This window comes from Halovivax cerinus (assembly GCF_024498195.1).
In the GTDB taxonomy this organism is placed as follows: Archaea; Halobacteriota; Halobacteria; order Halobacteriales; family Natrialbaceae; genus Halovivax; species Halovivax cerinus.
The window spans coordinates 2,520,902-2,540,412 of record NZ_CP101824.1 but is presented as its reverse complement, the minus strand read 5'-3'; the positions used below and the strand labels follow the sequence as shown (position 1 = coordinate 2,540,412).

General features: G+C 58.0%; 18 protein-coding genes and 1 tRNA gene. 7 read left to right on the top strand and 12 right to left on the bottom strand.

Going from position 1 to position 19,511, the window contains the following annotated elements:
- Positions 1 to 43: 43 nt before the first annotated feature.
- The 5 genes from NO366_RS11890 to NO366_RS11870 form a co-directional block, all read right to left on the bottom strand.
- Positions 44 to 2,188 carry an alpha/beta hydrolase family protein gene (locus NO366_RS11890; RefSeq protein ID WP_256531007.1) on the bottom strand — a complete coding sequence of 715 codons (2,145 nt, stop codon included), beginning with the start codon at positions 2,186 to 2,188 and terminating at the stop codon, positions 44 to 46.
- A gap of 114 nt (positions 2,189 to 2,302) precedes the next feature.
- Positions 2,303 to 3,076: a diphthine synthase gene (dph5, locus tag NO366_RS11885; RefSeq protein WP_256531006.1), complete on the bottom strand. Its 774-nt coding sequence runs from the start codon at positions 3,074 to 3,076 to the stop codon at positions 2,303 to 2,305.
- A gap of 85 nt (positions 3,077 to 3,161) precedes the next feature.
- Positions 3,162 to 3,557, bottom strand: coding sequence for a RidA family protein (locus tag NO366_RS11880; protein WP_256531005.1), 396 nt, complete (start codon positions 3,555 to 3,557; stop codon positions 3,162 to 3,164).
- Positions 3,558 to 3,705: 148 nt separating this feature from the next.
- Positions 3,706 to 4,059 (bottom strand): four-helix bundle copper-binding protein, encoded by a 354-nt coding sequence (locus NO366_RS11875; protein WP_256531004.1) that lies wholly within the window; start codon positions 4,057 to 4,059, stop codon positions 3,706 to 3,708.
- 239 nt (positions 4,060 to 4,298) lie between these two features.
- A complete protein-coding gene (locus tag NO366_RS11870) occupies positions 4,299 to 4,739 on the bottom strand; it encodes a Rieske (2Fe-2S) protein (protein WP_256531003.1) in 441 nt (146 codons plus the stop codon).
- A gap of 168 nt (positions 4,740 to 4,907) precedes the next feature.
- On the opposite strand from NO366_RS11870, the gene NO366_RS11865 reads away from it, so the two are divergent.
- The 3 genes from NO366_RS11865 to NO366_RS11855 all read left to right on the top strand — a co-directional run bounded on the left by NO366_RS11865 (position 4,908) and on the right by NO366_RS11855 (position 6,778).
- On the top strand, positions 4,908 to 5,930 hold the full coding sequence (locus NO366_RS11865; protein WP_256531002.1) for a class I SAM-dependent methyltransferase: 1,023 nt from the start codon (positions 4,908 to 4,910) through the stop codon (positions 5,928 to 5,930).
- A gap of 106 nt (positions 5,931 to 6,036) precedes the next feature.
- Positions 6,037 to 6,110: transfer RNA gene (locus NO366_RS11860), tRNA-Thr, on the top strand.
- Between the two features lie 365 nt (positions 6,111 to 6,475).
- A complete protein-coding gene (locus tag NO366_RS11855) occupies positions 6,476 to 6,778 on the top strand; it encodes a hypothetical protein (protein WP_256531001.1) in 303 nt (100 codons plus the stop codon).
- A 32-nt stretch (positions 6,779 to 6,810) separates the two neighbouring features.
- On the opposite strand, the gene NO366_RS11850 is transcribed toward NO366_RS11855, so the two are convergent.
- Positions 6,811 to 10,527 (bottom strand): Eco57I restriction-modification methylase domain-containing protein, encoded by a 3,717-nt coding sequence (locus NO366_RS11850; protein ID WP_256531000.1) that lies wholly within the window; start codon positions 10,525 to 10,527, stop codon positions 6,811 to 6,813.
- 340 nt (positions 10,528 to 10,867) lie between these two features.
- Between NO366_RS11850 and NO366_RS11845 the strand changes: the two genes are divergently transcribed.
- Positions 10,868 to 11,857, top strand: coding sequence for a ComEC/Rec2 family competence protein (locus tag NO366_RS11845; RefSeq protein WP_256530999.1), 990 nt, complete (start codon positions 10,868 to 10,870; stop codon positions 11,855 to 11,857).
- Between the two features lie 847 nt (positions 11,858 to 12,704).
- Here the strand turns inward: NO366_RS11845 and NO366_RS11840 are convergent.
- Together NO366_RS11840 and NO366_RS11835 are read right to left on the bottom strand one after the other, a co-directional pair.
- Complete coding sequence (locus NO366_RS11840; RefSeq protein ID WP_256530998.1) at positions 12,705 to 12,947, bottom strand: hypothetical protein; 243 nt, start codon at positions 12,945 to 12,947, stop codon at positions 12,705 to 12,707.
- Positions 12,947 to 13,348, bottom strand: a complete 402-nt coding sequence (locus NO366_RS11835; RefSeq protein WP_256530997.1) for an SWIM zinc finger family protein — start codon at positions 13,346 to 13,348, stop codon at positions 12,947 to 12,949. Before NO366_RS11835 ends, NO366_RS11840 begins: the two co-directional genes overlap by 1 nt.
- 241 nt (positions 13,349 to 13,589) lie before the next feature.
- Between NO366_RS11835 and NO366_RS11830 the strand changes: the two genes are divergently transcribed.
- From NO366_RS11830 to NO366_RS11820, 3 genes are all read left to right on the top strand, one after another.
- Positions 13,590 to 13,835 carry a hypothetical protein gene (locus NO366_RS11830; RefSeq protein WP_256530996.1) on the top strand — a complete coding sequence of 82 codons (246 nt, stop codon included), beginning with the start codon at positions 13,590 to 13,592 and terminating at the stop codon, positions 13,833 to 13,835.
- Between the two features lie 216 nt (positions 13,836 to 14,051).
- The gene (locus NO366_RS11825) at positions 14,052 to 14,690 is read left to right on the top strand and encodes a hypothetical protein (protein WP_256530995.1); all 639 of its coding nucleotides are present in this window, start codon (positions 14,052 to 14,054) and stop codon (positions 14,688 to 14,690) included.
- A 516-nt stretch (positions 14,691 to 15,206) separates the two neighbouring features.
- Positions 15,207 to 15,857, top strand: coding sequence for a hypothetical protein (locus NO366_RS11820; protein WP_256530994.1), 651 nt, complete (start codon positions 15,207 to 15,209; stop codon positions 15,855 to 15,857).
- A 75-nt stretch (positions 15,858 to 15,932) separates the two neighbouring features.
- Here NO366_RS11820 and NO366_RS11815 read toward each other — a convergent pair whose 3' ends face one another.
- The 4 genes from NO366_RS11815 to NO366_RS11800 all read right to left on the bottom strand — a co-directional run bounded on the left by NO366_RS11815 (position 15,933) and on the right by NO366_RS11800 (position 19,474).
- Positions 15,933 to 16,097, bottom strand: coding sequence for a hypothetical protein (locus NO366_RS11815; protein WP_256530993.1), 165 nt, complete (start codon positions 16,095 to 16,097; stop codon positions 15,933 to 15,935).
- Positions 16,098 to 16,259: 162 nt separating this feature from the next.
- Positions 16,260 to 17,267, bottom strand: coding sequence for a tyrosine-type recombinase/integrase (locus NO366_RS11810; RefSeq protein WP_382274328.1), 1,008 nt, complete (start codon positions 17,265 to 17,267; stop codon positions 16,260 to 16,262).
- Positions 17,268 to 17,649: 382 nt separating this feature from the next.
- A complete protein-coding gene (locus NO366_RS11805) occupies positions 17,650 to 18,867 on the bottom strand; it encodes a CBS domain-containing protein (RefSeq protein WP_256530991.1) in 1,218 nt (405 codons plus the stop codon).
- Between the two features lie 313 nt (positions 18,868 to 19,180).
- Positions 19,181 to 19,474, bottom strand: coding sequence for a HalOD1 output domain-containing protein (locus NO366_RS11800; RefSeq protein WP_256530990.1), 294 nt, complete (start codon positions 19,472 to 19,474; stop codon positions 19,181 to 19,183).
- Between the last annotated feature and the right edge of the window lie 37 nt (positions 19,475 to 19,511).

The following is a 19,511-nucleotide window of genomic DNA, read 5'->3' as shown; positions in this document are numbered from 1 at the left end:
TCCGAGCACCCGTCGATACACGACCGCCGGACCCACCCCCCGATCACTCGTCGGCGGCGGATGGCTCGGCAGCCGGGTCGTGTTTCTCGTACCACTCGAGCACCTCGGTGAGGCGGTGAATCGCCCGGTCCGGATCGCCGACGTTGTGGTGTTCATCGGGGTAGACGATCAGTTTCGCGTCGACGCCCTGCTTGCGCGCGGCGACGTAGAGCTGTTCCGACTGTGTCGGCGGGCACCGCCAGTCCTGCCCGCCCGCGGTGATGAGAAGCGGCGTGTCGAGGTCGCCAACGTCCCGCAACGCGGACGCCTCGTCGTAGGCGTCCGGCTCCTCCCACGGGAGTCCGAACTCCGCTTCGAACCAGGTGTGACTGTCCGCCGTCCCGTACGACGACATCAGATCGTAGATGCCGTGCTCCGGCGCAGCGGCGGTAAATATGTCAGTCCGCGTGACGAGATACCCCTGCGAGATACCCCCGTAGGAGAAACCGTAGCCGAAGACGCGGTCCGGGTCGACCCAGCCGCGATCCACCAGTGTGTCGACGCCGGCGACGACGTCTTCGACCTCAGTCGTTCCCCACTCTCCGTAGAGTTCGGCTGCGAACGCTTCGCCCCGCGAGGTCCCGCCACGGTAGTTCGGCCGGAGGACGACGTACCCCCGACTCGTCAACGCCGCGTGGGCAAAGCTGAAAACCGGTTCGTCGTACGACAGCGGCCCGCCATGAATCGCGACGACGAGCGGGTGGTCCCCCGATTCCGGGTCGACGTCGGAATCGTGATAGCAGATGCCGTCGATCGTCCAGCCGTCCGACTCCCACTCGATGCGACGCACCTCCGGCATAGAGAACTCCTCGCGGAGGGCGGCGTTGAGGTCGGTGAGTCGAACGAGAGATTCCGGTTCGACACCGTAGTCATCGCCGGTTTTCTCCGGGTCGGAGAGGTCCGAGACGTCGATCGCGTACAGATCCAGACCGTCCCGCGGGTCGGAGAAGACGATCGCAGCGGTTTCGCCGTCGTCCGCCACGTCGACGTGCGTCAGCGCACGACCCGCCCCCTGCGCGCTGAAACATCGGGTGGCCCCTTCGGCAGCCGTCGCCCGGACGAGTCGTGTTCGCGAATCGTCGCCGACCAGCGTGTACAGCGTCTCGTCGACCCACTGCTGGCTCGCCGTCCGGGCGATCGTCCGGTCCAGGTTTCCGGTCAGCGTGGTGATCGACTCCCCGTCGAACAGGACGGCGTCGCTCGGTACGTACGTATCCTCCGGGTGACTCCGGAAGAACGAGAGGGAGCCGTCCTCGCGCCAGTTCGGTTGCGCGTTCGCGTATTCGCCGTCGGTGACGCAGGTGCACTCGGCGCCGTCGGGTTCGATCGTGAAGACGTCACGCTGCATCGTGTCGTCCGGGCGCTCCTGTCGGCACGACGAGAACGCGATTTTCCCGGTCGGTCCCCAGGCGGGTTCGAGACCAAATAGATCGGCGAACGCGCCGGCTGCGTACGCGTCGTCGAGGCGTTCTGTACTCCCGTCCGCGAGGTCGACGACGAAGAGGTACGACGTCACGTCGTCCGTCCAGCCGACGCCGTCGAGTTTGTGCTGGAGGCGGGTGGTCTCGATCGGTCCGCCCGCCTGTCGCTGCGCTATGTACTCGCGTTCCGGATCTGTCGGGTCACGAGCCCCGATCACGAGTCGGTCGCCGTCGGGCGACCAGTCGAACTCCTGGACGCCCTCCTGGCGGTCGGTGACCTGTCGCGGGTCGCCACCCATCGTGAGATCGAACAACCAGACCTGCTGGGTTGGTTCGTCGGACTCGTCCCCCTTCCCGTCGTCGGTCGAGTTCGTGTTGTCGGCGCCGGTGTCCTCGGTACCCCCGTCCTCGCATTCGTCGTCTCCATCGGCTTCCGCCGGCCGGTCCTGCCACCCGACGCGGCGCTCGGCGGGTACGTCCCGGCTGCCGAGAAACGCCAGCCGATCGCCGTCCGGTCCCCAGGCGGGTTCGGAGGCGGATCCGAACTGCGTGAGCCGGTGTGGTTCTCGCGTCCCGTCGGTGGGGACGACGAACAGCGAGGAGACCGCCTCGTCCGTCGACTGGTCGTACTCCGTCGCGACGAACGCGACCCGATGGCCGGACGGCGAGATAGCCACCTCGGTGAGTTCGGTCAGGTCGTAGTAGGCATCGAGCGGTAGTTCGGTCATTGTCAGTGACTCCCATTCCCGATTAAAGTAGATTTGGATGGCCCCGGTAAGTAACCGGAAATCGGATTCGCCACCGGCCCCGGGGATCGGAGCGGGCGGCGTCGGATGCGATCTTCAGGCGACGTCGAGCGCGTCCCGCTGGACGCCCGCGAGCGTCTCCAGCGCGTCGGCTTCGAGAAGGTGACACTCGCCAGGGATCACGAGCAGGTGGAGCGGCTCGCCGAAGTCGCGCTCGGCGAGGTCGCGAAGCGCTCCGCCCTCGACGAGTGGATCGGGAGAGCCGGCGCGCGCGACCACCACGGCGCCGAGATCCGGGTACGTCGACGACAGGAGCTCGGCGGCGACGTCCGCGGACATGTACTCGCCCTCCGCCGCCTTGATGTCGAGGAAGACCAGCGTGTGGAGGCCGCGCTCGCGGTTGTCGTCGATCGTGTTCGTGACGCTCGCCGGGAGGCCGTCGGCCCCGTGCGCCCAGGGGAACGGGAGCGTCGTCGAGGGGCCGAACCGGTAGTTCTGCAATCCGGTGAGCCCGCTCGCGGCGGTCTGGGCGGTCACGCCGTGGACGACTCGCGTGTCGATTCCGCGGTCGGCCGCCCGCAGCCGAAGGTCGACGTGCGTCGTCGCGATCATGGTGTCGCCGGGAGTGCAGAAGACTGCGTCGCCGGTGGCGGCCGCGTCGAGGATGGGCGCCGGGTCCTGCTCGACACCTGCGCGGTCGCGGACCTCGATCTCGACATCGTGGTGATCGGCGAGGTCCGCGACGGTCGTCCCGATCAGTTCGCTGGTGTACCGTTCGAGGAAGACACGGTCGGCGCCGCGGATCGCCTCGCGTCCCTCGACGGTGATCGAGCGCTCGTCGTAGAGGCCGAGGCCGACGAATGTGAGCATACCCGACCGTGGCCGCGAAGCGTCTTAGGCGAACGGATCCGTCGCCGCTGTCCAGGTTGTCAGTTCATCCCACACCCCGCCCGTCTCAGCCCTCGCAGATCGCCTCGAGTTCGACCTCCACGAGGTGCTCGGGGTCGATCAGACGCTCGACCTGCACCATCGTCGCCGCCGGGCGAACCTCGTCGAAGACGTCGGCGTGTGCGGCGCCGATCTCCGGCCAGTCGTCGACGTCGGTGACGTACAGCCGCGTCCTGACCACGTCGTCGACCGACGCGTTCGCCTCGCGGAGCGCTCCGACAGCGAGTTCGAGCGCGTATCGCGTCTGCTCGCGCGGGTCGTCCACGCCGACCACGTCGCCGTCCTCGTCCGTCGCGGTGGTCCCCGAGACGTGGACGGTATCCCCGACGCGAACCGCCCGAGAATAGCCGACCGCGTCCTCCCACTCCGTGCCGCTCGAAACCAGCTGGCGCTCCTGGGACATGTGAGTGGACTGTTCGAAGTGTGTGGAATACCTGTCGATTTCGAGAGCGGTGTCCGGTGTACGCTGCGCGTCGAGAGACGCTCGGCCGCCACTGCGTCGACAGTCGCGATCGGCGGGCGCGAAAATACGACCCGTGGTCGGCGTTCGACTACGCCGACACCATGTCGCGGCAGGCGTCGGCGCAGGTCCGGAGTGTGTCAGCACAGACCTGACAGTGTTCGTGGTCGTGACGCTCGCACTCGTCCGCGCACTCTTCGGCGGCAGCGATGACGAGCTCCGAGAGGTCGACGCTGTACCCGGAGTTTCGCGACACGAACCGCGCGTTCATCGACGTCAGGTCGGCGACGTCTCGACACAGGCGGATGCAGCGGGCCATCTCCTCGCCCATCCCGATGCACTCGTCGGCGCACCACTCGCATGCCTGGGACGCTTCCGAGCAACTGTCGATGCACCGTTCCATTCGCTCATCGTCGGCGACGTGTTTTATCTCTTGTACTGCCATCGTCGGTCACTCCACCGGCGGACCCCCTAATGGGCTCCGTGGCGTGTGCAACGGAGCCCCGATTCGCCGAGCGTCCTGGACCCATGGTGGTAACGCGAGTACGAGCGCCAAACCACCCACTCGTCCAACATGAAATATCGCCCCCTCCGGAGCGCCTGGCCGCTGTCGGAGTCAGCACTTGCGGCTGGCGAGACTTCCACAGCCGGCCAGGGAACCGACACCAGCCGACTTCAACGAGTTCAAAAGCCGATGTGGGAGGTCGACGATGGCAGGTCGTCGTCGACGTCGTCCGCGGGCGAGGTGTCCGCGTCCGCGATCCCACCCTCGTTGGCGACCGTGACGCTTCGGTCCGAGAGGTAGACGTCGCCGTCGTCGACGGTGGTCTCGACCGGAACGAGCCGCGTCCCCGCGGCCTCGCCGTTGTCGCAGTCGCCCGCACAGGAGTCGAACGTCGAGCCGTGGCGCGGGCAGACGATCTCCCCGTTTCGCATCGCCGCGCCGCGGCCGACGTCCAGGCGCTGGGCCTCGTGCGGACAGCGGTTGATCCAGCCCTCGACACCGTCCTCGCAGGGGACCAGGATGACCTCGTCGAGTTCGCCGTAGGCGTCGCGGACTGTGAATAGCCACGATCCCGCCTCCTTGACGGTCTCGACCGTCGTCAGGTGCGTCCCGTCGGTCATGGGAACGGGTTTCGTTCGACGCGGTAAAACTCCCGTGACTCCCGTCAACGCGGGCCCGGCCCGGTCGATCGGACCTGCTGGGCCGGCTTCGGTCGGGGTGATACCGACACACACATCGCTACCGGCCGAAGCGATACCGTTAGGGACGCCCGCACGCGAGGGATGTGCATGGAAGTGCCGTGCGTCCGGGTGCGACGCGAGGAGGGCGAGGCAACGCGCCGGCGACTCGCCAAGGACGACCTCGTGGCGGACGCGTTTCAGATCACCCACGAGGACAGCTGGCTGTACATTCCTGTCGCGGACACGACGGCGGTCCCGGAGGACCTCCGGGTGGTCAACCGCGAGGCGCCCGAACGTGAGACGCAGACGACGCCCGCCGACCTGCTGGGGTTCGAACCCTCCTACGAACGACTCGGGCGGGCGGTCATTCTGGACGAGGACGACGCCGACCGGGCACGCGAGATCGCCGACGCCATCGTCGCCTCCGACCTGCCGGTCGACGTCGTGCTGAACAAGGCCTCGAAAGTGAAAGGTCAAACGCGCGTGCGCGACTGGACGGTGCTCGCCGAGTCGAACGACCCGACCGGCGAGAGCGTGAGAAGCGACGACACGCCGAGTACCGAGGTCGTCCACCGCGAGTACGACCACGCGTTCGCGCTGGACATCGACACGGTGTACTTCTCGCCCCGCCTCGCGACCGAACGCCACCGCGTGGCCGAGCAGGTCGCGGCGGGCGAGCGCGTCTTCGACATGTTCGCCGGCGTGGGCCCGTACGTGATCCCGATGGCCGCCCGCGGCGCGGAGGTCGTCGGCGTCGACGTCAACCCGCGCGCAATCGAGTACCTCCAGGAGAACGCCGAGCGCAACGACGTAACGGAGCGGGTGACCGCGGTCGACGACGACGTGCGCGAGGTCGCCGGCGAGTACGCCGACTGGGCCGACCGGATCGTGATGAACCTGCCCCACAGCGCGGACGAGTTCCTCGACACCGCCGTCGCCGTCGCGGGCGACGACTGCACGATCCACTACTACGACATCCAGCACGAGGACGACCCGTTCGGACCCGGCGAGCGTGCGATCCGCGCCGCCGCCGAACCCGAGTACGACGTCGCCGTCGAGACCCGCCGCGAGGTCAGATCCTACGCACCCCACGAGCTCAACGTCTGTCTCGACGTTCGCCTCACCCGGTGACGTCGCCGCGTCGATTCGCAATCCTTATGGCTGGCATCGGCCCTACCAAAGAGTGAACGCGGACCACCCGGGACACACTCGACGTGTCCGCGGGCGGACCGCACGCGCCGGTGTAGCTCAGACTGGCAGAGCGAATCCTTCGTAAGGATTAGGTCGAGGGTTCAAATCCCTCCACCGGCTTAAGGTCGGCTTCGCCTCCCTTGTGAACGTATTTGACCGTTAGAGGCGCTCATACTTCAACATTCCTCTCAAGCACCCGCTTTCGAAGGGCATTTGATTCGGTCTCACCACCCCGGTTTGCCGGAAACATTTGATTCGTTCAGGGAGACGTGGCCCTGACCGCTTGCGGTTTTGAAAAAGGAGTTCGTTTGCGGCGAGAAGGGCGAGCCAGCATTCTTGCCTATGTAGTCTTCCCAATAAGGGTAGGTTTTGACACCACTTCCAGACCGTCACCGGTGAGAGCGTAACCCGGCTCGCAAAATTCCGGAGGTTTTCCGCGTGCGAATGGGCGACGGGGTTATCTCAGAGCGGCCAGAAGGGAGCGTGTGCCTCTGGCCCTTCGGCTGTATGATTCCGATGGTGCGGAAATTGCGAAGGTGACTGCGGACCCCTACGAGTTCGAGATTACCCATCCAGACGCCGGCTGGGACGGCCTCCGTCATTCACTCTCGGTCAAGGCGGACGGAGTCGAGCAGTTGCCGGGCGAGTCTGTAACTGTGGATGGAGTAACGTTACCCCATGAACGATTTGCCTTCCACGAGAGGAACCCGAAAAATCACTTGGAGTACGTCCGAGAAAACGTGCAATATCATTCTGACGTGGGTTCGGTGTCGCTGATTGATGAATGACCTGCAGACAGACGCTTTCCATCTCGCATAATTCAGAAAATCTGTAGATAATTTTCGATGATTTCACGCTCATCCTCAGAAAGGTCAAACAAGTCGTATACTAAGTGGTCTATTTCCGCCTCAAGTTCATCAATATTGGATTCCTGCAGGGTCTCATCATCTTCCTCTAACTCAGCGAGAAGTGCTATCACGTCCTCGGTACGGCGCGGTATTGGTATCGAAACCTCCTCCCCGCTCTCAACGTCTAACCCGTTGACTGCCTCATAGACGTATTTTGCCCGTTCCTCGCTGTCAATTTGAGGCGCGGTAATAGCATCTGTTCTACCTGCTTTAATTGCGTACAACCCGTCAGTTCGCTTCTGAATAGTTGCCTCCACCGGACGACGCTGAGTTTGCCATTCGTAAGTGATATACTCCACTTCACCTGGGACAGAACCAATGTATGAATCAGGGAAATTGCTAACGGTCCGGTCGAGCGATTCCAGATTCAATATCTGTTCGACGACTTCGTCGATTTCTGAACTTGGTTCCGGAAGTGGAACAGATTCGATATATTGTGTCTTATACCGATAGTACCTGTCATTTAAGAAGGGACTTTCCTGTTTTATTGTGAATTCTGCGACCGAGCTATTCAGGAGACCGAGAATCTCATTTTCTGTATACGGTTGCTCAATTGAGAAGGTGAGAACGTAGTCAGTATTCTTGAAACAATCGTATGTGTTTGTATGCGAGAAGTGATTTTCCGTCGCCATATCTGGCACGGCTATTTTGAAATCACCCTCGAATACGGATTTGGGACGTGGACCATCATATTCATAAATATCCTTTCCACCAGTTTCTACACAGTACCGGTCTTTTAGTTGACCTTTGTATCTCTCCAAATGAGCTTTAATGTTCGGATATTCTGATACACCAATGTATTCTTCATTGTCATTGTAAGGATAGATTGCCAATTCTCCATCCCATTCAACTTGCCAGCGTCGAGTATACTTACCCTTGATAATTGGGTAGAGTAAGTCATCCTCCAAGTCACGTTCTTCAGCATACTCGGGTGTTACAATAAATGCGTCATCAGCGTTTGATGCGACACCGCTTCGAATGCCCAGACAGGCTTCTTCTACGGTTGTTTCAGCAATCCTATCAAGCTTCTCAACCAATGCGCGTGCAGGTTTCGGCGTGAACGCCCAAATTTCTTCGTTCAAATCTTCTGTCGGAAAGTCCGAGACTTCCAATGATTCTGTGAGAACATCCTGTCCAAAGTAGTCTTCAACTGTTTCAAGTGGATTCTCTATTTGTTTGTGGAGTTTCGCATATGGGACCTGAGACTGACTTCTATTCCGGTCTATGAAGAAGATACAAGGATAATTCACAGCATCATCAAACACCCCAGTATCGCCAAAGTCGATATATTTAGCAAGGGAATATTCTGAAGTGATTAATCTCCTTATCTCTTGCCCGTACTTTGAGCGGGCAAACTTATTCGACGTAATATATCCTAATACTCCATCTTCCGCGAGGAGATTCAATCCCCTTTCAATAAATAGCACGTAAAGGTCAAATCTTCCATATGCGGAATCATAGAGACTACGATAGTACTCCTGACTTGCATCTGGGATGTGTTTGATATTTACATAAGGGGGATTTCCAACGACATACTCATAGTCCATATAGTTCTTAACCACGAGCGCAAGGACGCTGTCCTCGAACATCTTGAATAGCCGCCCATCGTTGTGTTCTTCTTTAAGATAACGAACCGTCTCCAGAATATCGTCAACATAGGGCGCGAAGAATTCACCAACGCCCTCATATTCTCGTATGGTGTACCTGTGAATGGCTTGCTCAAGGCCACCGCCATATTCCCACAATCCCTCACTCATATGCCACTTTACTACGTCAAGAACGCCCTGTAAGGCCGCGAAGTATTCCCCGAAATTGCTCACGCCCGTTTCTAACTGAATTGTGTCGAACAGCGGCATCCGAACCCGCCGAACCAGAAAATCCGTGTTACCCTCGGTTTCCTCGTGTTCTTTGGCTTCGACCGGAAGGGGGACCGGAATCAACACGTCTTGATTATCTTCAGTTAGTGAGTCGAACGTCATCTGGCGCTGTCCTGACTCGCCAATATCCTGACCAGTGCTCTCTCGCTCGTTACGTAGTGTATCTGTGCGGAATATCGGAAGACGGCGAATCGTAAACTCTGGATTATTCCGTTTAGCTTCTCGATATTCGGGAAGAATCTCAGTCATGAACCTAATTTGAGCCATTAATACAGCGAAGGGATGTATGTCGAGACCGACTATATGAGGGCGGGAACAGAGGCGTTTCAAGTGCTGTTCCCAATCAGGGTCATCATCAAATCGCCGCACGTCTTCCAGGTAGCGCCGAACGGCCTCGACAAGGAAGGTACCAGACCCACAGGAGGGGTCAATAAGCCGTTCATTCGAGACTCCCGTATCGTATCCCACTCCGTCCATGATGTACTCGATGACTGGTTGAGGAGTGTAAAACTCTCCAAGTGCTTTCCGGGTCTCCGGGTCAAAGTATCGCTGATAGAGGTCGCCAAGTGGGTCGCCTTCGACTGCGGAGAAATCGAATTTGAGTACAGAAAAGAATGTGTGGGCAACTGCTCGGCTGAAACGCTCACGGGTTGCACGAAGCTCTTGGACAGATTCAGTTACGTCTACGGTATCGTCACGCCCAGCGGCTACGTCCCGAAACTGATTTACCGGATTGTCGTGGATTCGGCTTAGCTGTTCCTCATACCCACTCCGCCACCAAATGAAAATGTCGTCCTCAAATAGACTTTCAACGAGCTGGTCCTGCATGACCTCCATCATTCCATTTGCGGCGACTGGGTAAGCATCAAGATTGATTTCGTCACTGAATCCTTGAAGACCTGTAACGTACTGTCTTAGACCTTCGTCAGAGGGGAAGAAATCGTGGTCGTCTGTCGCCTTAGCGAGAAGTAGTCGGGCGAGAAGGGCGTGCCCTGACTCTAAGCAGAACATGAAGTCCATTAGAGATTGTTTGTCATTGATGAATGGCTCCCACGAATCTGGTACTTCATCGGGTTCGCTGGCGTAACTGGCTTCCCAGAAGTCGTAAGCCCCCTTGACGAACTTGGCTTCCCGTTCGTCCCGAAGCTCGTGAAGGAGGTCCATTTGGGCGGTTACGAGGTCGGCAAATGGGCTTCCCTCCTCCAATCGGAAAGTGTCGAAGAAGTGTTCTTGTCCGAGTTCGCTATCGAGTGGGACCGGGTCAAGCCGTTCTAAAAAGTCATTGACGCTTTCAGGATTGGTAATATCCCATTCGGGATTGCTAAGTGCTCCCTTTAGGTCTCGGGCTTTAGCATCGTCCACTTCAGAGAGGGAAACAGCAAGAAGGGCGTCCTCACTCTCTCGCCGGTATAGCCGAAGTTCCTCGCCGTTAGTTAAGACGCCGTAATCGGCCTTGAGTGCCTCAACGTAGTGGAAGAGTTGGTCTGTATGAGGGGAAAGGTCTCGTCCGGAAGTTTTGAACTCATATACGGCGGTGACGGATTCGTTGGCATCAAGGGTCACATAGTCCGGACGGCGGTTATCAGAGAGGGACCACTCGCTACGGAGGTCGTGACCAGCCCCCTGGTAACCAAGTGCGGCGTAGAACCCTTCATTAAGAAATGCATTTTCAACATCTTTTTCACTCATGTCCTCGGCAATACGGTTGCCGATTCCGCGAAGAATATCACCAAATCCGTCGGCATCAGTCATGCATTACTGGATACAACGGGGGATTAAAAAGCTCCTGACAGAAGTCCCTGTTCTCGGGCTATTGGTTGCTACTGCTCGCGAGAATAGTTAGATACCTAATTAAGCAAACTATTTTCGAAGGACATATCGACCTTATCCAAATGCATAAACCATCGGCCCACCTCAAAGTAATAATTCGTAAATACGGCACTAACAAATATAAGGAAGATAATATCGATACACTCAGCAGGCCACAATAAATATAGAACCGCATTACTAATAGTTACCTATCTATCATGGTTTTCACTTCCACTTCGGTCACGGAACGCTTTATAGTAAGCAAACATAACGGTTATACACGATGGGGAGTAAGAGTAATCACACCTTAGATATTCGGTTCTGGGATGTTGAACATGGTAGCGCCGCCTATATGAGGGCACGCACAAAGGACGTTGTAATTGACTGTGGTGCTAACGATGATTGGTCTCCACTCAGATGGATAAATGATAGCCGCTTCGGAGTGAACAACATCGACTATCTAATTATCAGCCACCCTCACCACGACCACATTGAGGACCTCGACGTAATGAAGGAACTGGGCCTGGCACCCAGTATGCTTCAGAGGCCAAAATCGGCCACGGAGTTAGTTGGGGAAGGACTGGAAATGGCGCAAGAGAATGGTGACACAGAGTACATCGAGGACGCCGAGTACTATCTTAATAGACTTGACGAATACGACGGCGACCCTGATACCTATCCCTCGGACCCTTCCTGGGCACTTGATGAACAAAATCTTAGTAAGGTTCGGGCTGATGGCGGTATCCCAGATAGGGGTGTAACCTTTCACACCTTTGGAACAAGCGATTCGGACCTCGGTAGCACCCGATTCAAGAAACTAAATAACCTTAGCAGGGTGACTGTGGTCAACTCGTTCGGCTTCCAATACGTAACGATGGGCGACCTCATGCCGAAAGGAATTGAAGAATTAAAAGACAACGACTCGGCCATGAGTGCAATAGCGGATTCTGAGGTGTTGGTTGCGCCCCATCATGGCCGGGACAGCAGTTACGATGATGAACTCGTTGAGCATATCAATCCTGACTTGGTGTTAGTTTCAGATGAGGGCGACCCTAAAAACCCTGCTACAACAGACTACTATAGTCACGCGACAGGGGTACCTGTAGAACATGAGGACACAGGTAATATGGAAACCAGATACGTCCTTACCACCCGCAATGATGGTCGCATCCGGATTCAAGCCTCAAATCCAGATACATGGGTGGTCTCCGTCTTTGGACGAGACTACGCTTCCCAGAAAGCAGATACCAAGCGGTATGACCGATTGGTGTGAAAGGGAGCTTTAATGTCTGTTGCACGTAGCTTCCGGGCGCTCGAACTCTACGATGTTCTGGTAAGTCTTGTTCCTGGAGCAGTTCTGCTCCTGGCTATTACTACCATTTACCAGGTTGAGAATTACGTGCAAATCACGACGAGTGCATTTTCCGCAGGTGTTTTCCTCGTGGCATCCCTGGTTCTGGGTCACGTAGTCCAAGCTATAGCCAGTAGTCTTGACGGTACTCCAACTATTTTTGGTGATGTAGTTCGCGCGTCAAAAGGAGAGGACGTGGATAATGTAGATATAGCCATTACTCATGTCGAAGAGAGTCTGTGGCCACTCCTACGGCGAAAATTTGCTCTGCCCCCGGACTTCGAAGACTACGGCCATATGTTCAGATTGCTTCTGAGCTACATCGAAACAACACCCGCTACTCGTGCCCTCCGTTTTCAGGCTCTCCACTCGTTCCACCGGAGTATGTGGGCAGTCTGGTTTCCTGTGATTGCTCTCTCGCTTCTTGGGGCCGTCCTGAAGTACCATGGTCTGGGCATGGTTCGGTCTTGGCCCATTCTCGGACTAACGATTCTTAGCAGTATAGTCGGAGTGCTGGTATTTAATTCCCGAAAAAAGAAGTTCAATAGGCGGTTCATCCAATACGCTATAGCAGATTTTTACTCAGACCAAGTTTGCGAAATTCGGTTTAGTGGCGATAAACGGACTGGTTCGTAATTGATGCCTCGGTCGATTTGTTTGATTACGCTGAGAACCAGTAGGGTACAAAGGTAATATAATGAACGCTCCTGATTAGCTTTCACTAACTACTGTCCCCTTGTGAACGGGAGAGAAGGATTGTCCGAAGCCTTTAGCGACCAAGCATCTCCCAGACCCTGCCTACCCCTTTCCCTAAGCCGTACAGAGCAACAGGAACGGCCAGAAGGGCGACCCCTATCCAAACCATGCCCCAGCCCGTATCTACCCTCCCGAGGGCATACACGGCCCACAGTCCCGCTCCAACGGAGAACAGGCCAGCCACGACGAATATCCCGAGAGCGATTACACCCGCACCGATAGCAATCCATTCAACCGGGAGACGGCTCTCCACCATCAGAACTCACCGTCTCGGTAGCACGGCCAGCAAGGGAGGCCCGACAGGAAAGCACAGTCGCAGTCGTCATCCGTCTCTACTGGCTTCCCACCGTCTGCTCGGATGGTATCGGCTCGCTCCTCGCTTCCGGTCGAACGGTTACGAGAGGTCGATTCGTACTCGATAGCGGCGTTCAGTACCGTCGGACCGCCGATGGTCGCCAGCGCTACCTTGTGCTTACAGTCGTACTCCTCCTGATACTCGTCGGCAGGACATTCGCAATCGACGGGAACGGCCAGCCCGTCGCGCTCCTCAACGCCGACCGTGTATGAGTGGTCGCCCTTCTCGAAGCCGTAACTGGCGTTGGTGACTTCTACGAGGTACGGGTCGGTCACGGTGAACTCCCACGCTTCCCACGTCACGCGCTTCGACGTAGCAGGTCCGAAGTTCAAGTGGTCAACGGCACTCTTTTGTCTTCCGCGATTGTTGGCTTGCATTGGCTTTCTCCTATCAGAGAAGCCGGTTCGGGTGTTCCAGCACCCGGACATTCCAATGTCCCGAGGAACCAGTTCTTCTCACCTTTGCCTACGAAGGAAGAGGATATAAGGCCGTCGGTAGCCTTCGAAGGCAATGGATAAACCTACGCGGCGAGAAGGCGAGCGTATGGACGATGACGACCGCGACCGAAACGACCAGGGCCGCTATACAGAGACGGTCCGGCCTGATGACGCCCTCGCGGTGTTCACCGACCACGAACCACGGACGACCAACGAGGTCGCGGACGCCCTCGACGTGTCGCGCCGGACTGCGCTGAACAAAGTAACCGAGTTGGTTGAGCGGGGAGACCTCCGGCGGAAGAAAGTCGGCGGGCGGGCAGTCGTCTTCTGGAAGCCTGCTTCTAAGGAGTAGGCCGAATTTTGACACCGGCCTAACGCAACCACCAAAGCACTTGTAACTTGCATGACTATTCGGAGTTGATAGCCCGCATAGAAGGCCCCTTCTTGACTTTGAAATCAGACGACGGCACTACGATAGAGTTAAGCGGTGTGGTGAGAGAAGTATGGGGGAGTGTTCTCCATAGACTGGCGGTCTGTGTAAAGTCTTAGAGACTTCCCCGGATTCTCAATGAAAACTGTAGATGCACCTACCTACGGGAGTCTCGAACAGGCAGACACCAACAATGCAACAATCATCTGGTGGCACGAGAAAACAGAACATTACGACCCGGACGATACATGGGACGATGACCGGTTTCCGCGCCGCTACGAAGATTGGTACCAAGACAAAGACCTGACTAACAATGGCTACAAGAACTTCGGTTGGTGGAACAAGCCGTTCTACAACTGGCTTGAGAACGACCGGCTAATACAGGCCTGTTCCTCTCAATTGCCCCTCACCCAGCGAGAACGCGCCCATGCAAAAGGGTTGTTTCATCGGCTCTCGGGGAGGAAGTTCGGGACGTACAAGGAGACCTTCGCTGTTGTCACTTGTCTGTACGTGGTTGAGACCTCAGAGACCGACCGACGGCGCGGACACCCGAATGTCCCTGAGGAGGAAAAGCCGACTGAGTTCCGACTGGAGGACGTGAGTCAACGGTTTGGTGTCTCCGTGAAATGGATACGGAAGGCATATGCTCGGATTGAGCGATGGGTTCGGCGTGGAGACCTTCGCTATTACCCCGAGTTTGACAAGTATAATGAAGAGTTCCCGCTGGAATATGAACACCGGGTCACGGAACTTTTCATTCAGCACATGGAGGGGTGAGGTTAGGGGGTGGTATATAAAGGGTTGACCATTAACTGTAGTGAAGCAGTTCGGGTTCTGGGGCCGATGAGACTCTATCGGAAAACCCAATGCCAGTAGAGCGGCCACCTCCTCCAAGTGTCCCAAACCCTTCGGGTCAGAGGGGCGACTTGATAGGACGGTGGCCTTCTCGCTGAATCGGGAGGACCCAATTTGGCAAGAAGGGGTTGTCTCCTTCCTGCGTCCTATGCGAAGCAACCGGCTCGTGTAGTGGTACCTATTGGTCGATTCTCGGATTATCGGCATATTGAAAACCGGCCCTATGGGAGATAACGGATAGTGATATTTTGAGTAGAGGAAAACCGACTGGAATCATGGAGAGTCCAACCGTTCCCGCTTTCAGCACATTTGGGACTTAGGAATCGGACTGAAATACCCAACATCAACCTTCCCCTATCCAAGTCAGTCTAAGTCAACTTCAGTCAGAGTAAGACATATTAGTCAGTGGGTGCAAGTGTGGGGTGGAGGAAGTCAGAGATGACAAACGAATCCGACGAAAATCCGAACCGTGACGACCTCGAAGAGCAGTTGAAAAAACTCTCCCCCGAGGAACGACGAAAGTTACTCGAAGATGTGGAACGGGACGATGAACTACCGATACTGCGGTGGTCCTCGAACCCCGAGGCAGTCAAGGCCGCATTCAACTTTGTTGAGAGTGAGGAAACGGTGACCTTTGAGGAGTTACGAGCCTACCTCCAGAGTGAGGGTCACATTGACGCGGAGGAAGGTTCGTACAACTTCGGTATCGTGGAAACAGATGAGGGGGCGTTCTTTAACACTACAGGTGACCGTGACCCGGACACCGAAATATCTCTGACTGATACCGGTCGGGAGTTCGCTTCTGTGTTCGATAATGGTCCCGACCTTCGGCCCATAGAGCGGACCCTGTTAATCGGTATGCAACCCTATGGAAGCGCATTCTTCTACCTCGGAACTCTCGAAGCACATCGGGATGATGGGGGTCTGCTCCGCGAAGAACTCGAAGAAACGCTCGTGGACGAATACAAGGGCTCTGGAAAGTACTACACCGGCTACTATAACAGTTGGTTCCACAAGTTAGGCCTCGTGGAGAAGGAGAGGGTTGGACGGAAGGTGAAATACCGCCTCGCGACCCCCTCCGGGTGGTAACACCAAACTGCTAACGACGATATTCTGTACCTAACAATTCAGGAACCATTTCCGTCTATCACTGATGGATTTAGTTTACACGTCCTCCAAGAACCGCTTGCGCACTTCCCGCTTCTCGCTGTCGGTTCGGGCGTCGTAGTTCTTGTCCAGCACCTCGCGGCTCACGTTGGTCCGCTCGGCGGTCACGTCTACCGGCTGTCTCGCGTTCAGGGCCGCCGTGATGTACCCAAGTCGAAGCATGTGAAGGTCTCGTCGGGACTTGACCTTCTCGCAGATTGTGGTCACGCTCCCAGGCATCCAAATGGCCCCAGATACCGCCCTGACTGGGTCAATTCTCATCAGAGGGGAATATAGTCACAAAACTCTTGAAAGGCTGTAGGGGGGCTGTGAGGGCTTCTTGTTCTATATGTCCTTCAGGTGGTCCCTCCGGCGTTCGGCCTTCTCGTCGTAAGACCCCTTGTCGTAATGCTTCTCCAGAATCTTCCCGCTCATGTTCACCCGTTCGCCGGTCACGTCTTTCGGTTGGCCCGCGTTTCTGGCGGCCGTCACGTATCCTCGCCGGAGCGCGTGGGGACTAACCGAACTTGGACACTTCGAGGCGTGACCCCAGTACGTCGCTTCACATTCGTTCGGGTCGCGGTCGGAAGGGCACTTCCCGCCATTGTAGAAGCACGGTCGAGTAGCAATATAGACGTGTTTCGTGATTGTCGTTCGGCTGGCCCTCCCGTGGTCAGTAGCGATTAGCGGCTTCCGGCCGTAATCGTCGGTGGAATCAGGACGCGTCGTCTCGATGTAGTCCTGGACCACTTCGGCGGTCTCGGAAGTGATGATTACGTCACGCTCGCTGTTTTCCTTCCGCTTGAGAGGCGTCCCTGTCTCGGGCCGGTGACGGATTTCGACCGCTGGCCGTCCCTCGTCAAAGTCCTCAACATCGAGCGCCCGTAGTCCGCCAATCCGCATTCCGCACTTCCACAGAACGAGCATGATGACGTGGCGAGTACTGGCGTATTCGTACTTCCCGACGTAATCGAGGATAGCGCTGGCTTCTTGCCGCGTGAGAACATCGTCACATATCTCGTCGTCTGCGGATACTTTCGTGGGTTCGACAAGTTCGTGTAGCCCGACAGGGACGGCCTGTATGGTCTCGGAAAACTGGATGAAGTTCTTGACCGTCCGCATGTCGTTGCGGCACGTGATGGGCTTCACATCGGTCAACCGCCACTCCTCGAACCGCACAATCTCGTCGCTGTCAACGTCGCGCATGTCGTCTATCCCGCGTTCGTCAAGGTACTCCAGAAATCGCTTGAGAGCAGTGTTGTAGTTGTAATACGTCTTATCTGAGACGTAGGTCTGCTTCTTCTTCAGGTAGCGCTTCTTGGCGTCTTGCGGCGGTGTGGGCTTTAGTTGCATGGGTTTCTCCATGTACGTCCACCAGCAGAGGCACGGCCGCGTACGGACCGGCGGTAGCGTCGAGGTACAGAGTGCCTCGGCGCGTCGAGGGTTCAAATCCCTCCACCGGCTTGTTGCTGCGAACAATTCGTGAGCAGCAACAGCCATCGAGGGATTTGAACGAGAGAAGACGCAGCGCGAGTGAAACGAGCGACCGTCTTCGCGTAGTTCACAATCCCTCCACCGGCTCTTTCTACGACGAACGGAACGTGGTTCGGAGCGAAGCGAGAACCACGAATAGTGAACGGTGGAGCCGTTACCAGAGTGTGAGTCAGAGCGACGACGATTCGGGAAACTGAGACCACCGTGAACGAGGTGGGTCTCGCTCGAGGCCAGTGACCGCCTACTCTTCGAGCAGCCAGCCGAAGCGCTTCTCCCAGAACTCCTCGTCCGGGTGCTTCTTGGTCCGCCCGCGGGTTTTCCGGTCGCGAATCTGTCGTTCGAGGACGTCTCGCGCCTCGTTCATGGCCTGGGATGCGCCGTAGCCCTCGCCCGAGGCGACGAAGAGGCCGCGGTCGGTGTGGAGCCGGATTCGAACGAGGAGCAGTCGGACGCCGCGACGCTGTTCGTCGTGCTCGTGGAGGTGGACCTTCGCGTCGAGGACGGACATCGCGCCGTCCCGCTCGTCGAACGTCTCGACCATGGCCACGATCTCCTCGTAGGTCGCGTCGTCGATCAGGTCGCTTCCGTAGAGCTGGACGCCGCGGTTCCCGCCGGCCTCCCACGTGAGCGCGTCCAGGACGTCGGTCTTCGTGACGATCCCGTGGGGGGAACCGTCCTCGATCACCACGAGCGACGAGGCGTCGTGATCGAACATCTCCCGGACGGCGACGTCGAGCGTTTCGTCCGGATCGATCGTGCGCACCGGGGTCGACATGCTATCTCTGACCGGGAGGGAGAGCATTCGCTGGCGTTCGCCCTCGCGGGCGCCGAAGCCGCCGCCGCGCGTGCGACCGGAACTCTGGGAGATCGCACCCCCGAACGGGTCGGTGCCGCCGGGGTCGCCGCCCTGGCTCTGCACTTCCGCCCGGACCGTCCGGTCGGTGACGTCGTAGAGGCTCAGGACGCCGACAGCGTCGCCCCCGTCGACGACAGGCAGGTGCGTGATGTGTTGCTCCCGGAACGTGTTGATCGCCTCGCCGAGGGAGGCGTCCGGTTCGAGTGTGATCAGGTCGGCCGAGTAGGCTTCTGCCACGGTCGCCGCGTCGAGATAGGGCTCGACCTCGCCCAGTACGTCGTCGGCGGTGACGACGCCGAGCAGGTCACGGCCCTCGAAGACCGGGAGGAACTGCGAGTCAGCGTCGATCATCAGCCGAGCGACCGTCCGTATGTCTTCGTCTGGCGACAGCCTCGGGACGTTCCAGACCAGCGATCCGACCTTCTGATCGGGTTGTTGGTGTGACGAGGTGAGCTGGCGCCTCGTGACGACGCCCTCGAACTCGTCGCCGCGGATCACGACGCCTCGCACGTCGGCGTCCGCGAAGGTCCCGACGAGTTTCGAGACGCGGGTGTCCGGGGGTAATTCGACGAACTCGGTAGAAACGATGGTGGCGATGTCCATGATAGGTGTGGGTCGCGGTTCGTTCGGACGCCCGATGCCACGTCGACGGCGCCGGTCTGGCGCCGCGTACGATCGAACCTACTCCCCGCACGAGAGTGATAGTTTCGGTTGTTCTCGCCGGCTTGCAATCGTCCGACCGTCGAGTACGGACTGGCGGTCCCTCGGAGTGCCCTCGATATCCCGACGAGAGCGGTCGCGTGATCCCCCTCGCCGATCGGAAACGAGACACCGTGTGGTCGCTCGATGGGTCTCGTGCGTCACGAAGCGTCGAAGAGAGAGAGAGAGAGAGAGAGAGAGAATTCGTAGCCTCAGTTCAGACGCGTTCGACCGTGATCTCGTCTTGCTCGACGGTGATCGTACACCCGGCGTACTCGAACGTGAGGATCGGACGGGACGAGCCGTCGAAGATGGTGTCGAGTGCATCCGGATCGATCGCGTCGTACATCGGCGGGAGCGGGTCGGTTCCCTCGCCAGGAAGTATCGGCCGGTCGAGCGCCGTCGAGACGGCTTCGAGGACGCCCTCGGTCGGTGTCTCGGTACCGGAACGCTGGTAGGTAAACGAGTCGCTATCCGTCACGGTCTGCTCTGTGTTCGTCTCGGCGTGCATCGAGAATCTAGCTTGGAGTAGTGCCACGCGGAGGGTA